The organism is Pseudomonas sp. SED1 (assembly GCF_034044025.1).
Taxonomy (GTDB): domain Bacteria; phylum Pseudomonadota; class Gammaproteobacteria; order Pseudomonadales; family Pseudomonadaceae; genus Aquipseudomonas.
Genome location: NZ_JAXCIS010000026.1, coordinates 1 through 3,072 on the forward strand (window position 1 = coordinate 1; position 3,072 = coordinate 3,072).

Genomic DNA, 3,072 nt, shown 5'->3' on the forward strand with positions numbered 1-3,072 from the left:
AGCCACAGCAAGCTTTCAAGACACAGCTAGCTCCCAAGCCACAGCAATTGCCCTCGCCACTGGTATTTCAACAATAAGAAAAAGGACTCTTCATGATCACTGATTCACCTCGCTTCAAACCCTTCACCGCAGGCTCCTTGTTGCTGCTGTCCGTGGCAGCCCACGGGCAGTACATCGAAACCGGCAAAGCGGGCGATCCCGCCAGTTGGCGCTCCGCCGAGTTCCAGAGTGACTGGGGCCTGGACCGGATGAAAGCCAACGAGGCCTACGCGAGCGGCATCACCGGCAGTGGCGTGAAGATAGGCGCCCTCGACTCGGGTTTCGACCCCAACCATCCCGAAGCCTCCAAGGACCGCTATCACGCGGTCACCGCCAGCGGCACCTACGTCGACGGCAGCCCGTTCAGCACCACCGGCGCGCTCAACCCCAACAACGACTCCCACGGCACCCACGTCACCGGCACCATGGGCGCGGCCCGTGATGGCGTGGGCATGCACGGCGTGGCGTACAACGCGCAGATCTACGTCGGTAACACCAACGCCAATGACAGCTTCCTGTTTGGCCCCACACCGGATCCCAAGTACTTCAAGGCGGTGTACAGCGCCCTGGTGGATTCCGGCGTGCGCGCGATCAACAACAGTTGGGGCAGCCAGCCCAAGGACGTCAGCTACCAGACCCTGGGCGACCTGCACGCGGCCTATGCCCAGCACTACAACCAGAACACCTGGCTGGATGCTGCTGCGGATGTGGCCAAGGCCGGGGTGATCAACGTGTTCAGTGCCGGTAATAGCGGCTACGCCAACGCCAGCGTGCGTTCGGCCTTGCCGTATTTCCAGCCGGAACTGGAAGGCCACTGGCTGGCGGTGTCGGGTCTGGACAAGGCGAATAACCAGAAATACAACCAGTGCGGCATCGCCAAGTACTGGTGCATTTCCACCCCTGGGGCGTTGATCAACAGCACCATTCCCGACGGTGGCTACGGCGTAAAGTCCGGCACCTCGATGTCGGCCCCCCATGCCACGGGCGCACTGGCGCTGGTGATGGAACGCTACCCGTACCTGAACAACGAACAGGCCTTGCAGGTGTTGTTGACCACGGCCACTCAGCTCAATGGCGCGGTCACCGATGCACCGACCACGCAAGTTGGCTGGGGCGTGCCGGACCTTGGCCGGGCGATGCACGGGCCAGGGCAATTGCTTGGGCCGATGAATGTCACGTTGGCGGCCGGGCAGGGCGATGTGTGGAGCAATGCGATCTCCGACAAGGCGCTGATCCAGCGTCAGGCCGAAGACAGCGCCGAAACCCTGGCCTGGCAGCAAACCTTGCGCGACAAGGGCTGGGAGAACGGCGTGGGCGCCGGCGCGAGCCAGCAGGACCAGACGGACTATGCCGTTGGCACCGCCCGGGCGGCAGCGGCGGCCCAGCGTATCTACGAAGGCAGCCTGATCAAATCCGGCGCGGGCAGCCTGATCCTCACGGGTGACAACACCTACCGTGGCCCGACCACCGTGAATGGCGGTCGGTTGGCGGTGAATGGCTCACTGACGTCGGCAGTGACGGTCAATGACAGCGGCACACTGGGCGGTTCCGGCCGTATCGCGGCGTTGCAGGTGAACAGCGGCGGCACCGTGGCGCCGGGCAATTCCGTGGGCATCTTGCAGGTGGCCGGGGACGTGAACCTCGCTGCCGGTTCCACCTATGCGGTCGAACTCACCCCCACCCGCAGCGACCAGATTGTCGCCACCGGCAAGGTAATCCTCGGCGGCGGTACCGTGACCCTGGCCCTGGAAAACAGCCCGACTTTGCTCAGCCAGCAACAGGCCGAGAGCCTGCTGGGGCGTCAGTACAACATCCTCCAGGCGGCGGGCGGGATTCAGGGGCAGTTCGGTGCGGTGTTGCCCAACTACCTGTTCCTCGGCGGCACCCTCGACTATGCCGCCAACGGCGTGCAGCTGGACATTGCCCGCAGTGATGCAAGCTTTGCCAGTGTCGGCGCCACCCGTAACCAGCGCTCGGTGGCGGCGGCCGCCGAGCAGTTGGGCGCGGGCAACCCGGTGTACGAAAGCATCCTGCGTTCAGACTCCGTGGCCAGTGCGCAACAAGGCTTCCAGCAACTGTCGGGAGAAATCTATCCGGCCATCGACACGATGCTGATCAACGATAGTCGCCAACTACGTGATGCCGTCGGCGAGCGCCTGCGCCATACGCCGGTCGCGGGTGGAAGCAATGTGTGGGTCAAGGCGCTCGGCAGTTGGGGCAAAACCGACAGCCGCAGCGAAACGGCGGGCTACACCACCTCACTGGGCGGCATGCTGGCCGGTGTCGACGGTGCGCTGGACGAGCAGACCCGCGCCGGTCTGGTGGCCGGTTACAGCGACAGTTCACTGAACATGGGCAGCGGCACTCACTCCTCGGCGTCCATCGACAGCTACCACCTCGGCGCCTATGCCGGGCGCGAGCTGGGCAACTGGCGCTTGAGCGTCGGCGGCGCGTACAGCTGGCATCGCGGCGACGTGAAACGTGACTTGCAGTACGGCGAAGTCAGCGGCAAGCAGAAGACCAAACTGGATGCGCGCAGTGCCCAGGTATTTACCGAAGCGGCCTACCGTTTAAGCCTGCAGTCGATGGCGTTGGAGCCGTTCGCCAACCTGGCTTACGTGCATCTGGACAACGAACGCTTTCACGAGAAAGGCGACGCCGCTGCACTTCAGCGTGGCAGTGACAGCCGCGATGCAGTGCTGAGCACTCTGGGCCTGCGGGCATCGAAAACCTTCCCTCTCAATGACCGCCAGCAACTGGACGTTTCCGGCTCGTTGGGCTGGCAGCACAGCCTGAGTGCCGTTGAATCCGAAGAGCACCTGGCGTTTGTCGCCGGTGGGCCGTCGTTCGCGGTGCAAAGCTCGCCGTTGATGCGCGATGCGGCACTGGTGGGTGTACAGGCCAGCCTGGCGTTGAGCAAAAGCACACGGGTCAACCTCGACTACACGGGCCAATTGGCTGGACGGGAAAAAGTCCAGGGCGTGGGGTTGAGCCTGAACTGGCAGTTCTGAACAAGATCCTGAGGCCGAAGGA

The 3,072-nt window shown here is 63.8% G+C and carries 1 protein-coding gene; it reads left to right on the forward strand.

The features are described 5' to 3' along the window. Window positions 1-92 precede the first annotated feature (92 nt). A complete protein-coding gene (eprS, locus tag SNL23_RS03785; RefSeq protein ID WP_318301648.1) occupies window positions 93-3,050 on the forward strand; it encodes an autotransporter serine peptidase EprS in 2,958 nt (985 codons plus the stop codon). Window positions 3,051-3,072 lie beyond the last annotated feature (22 nt).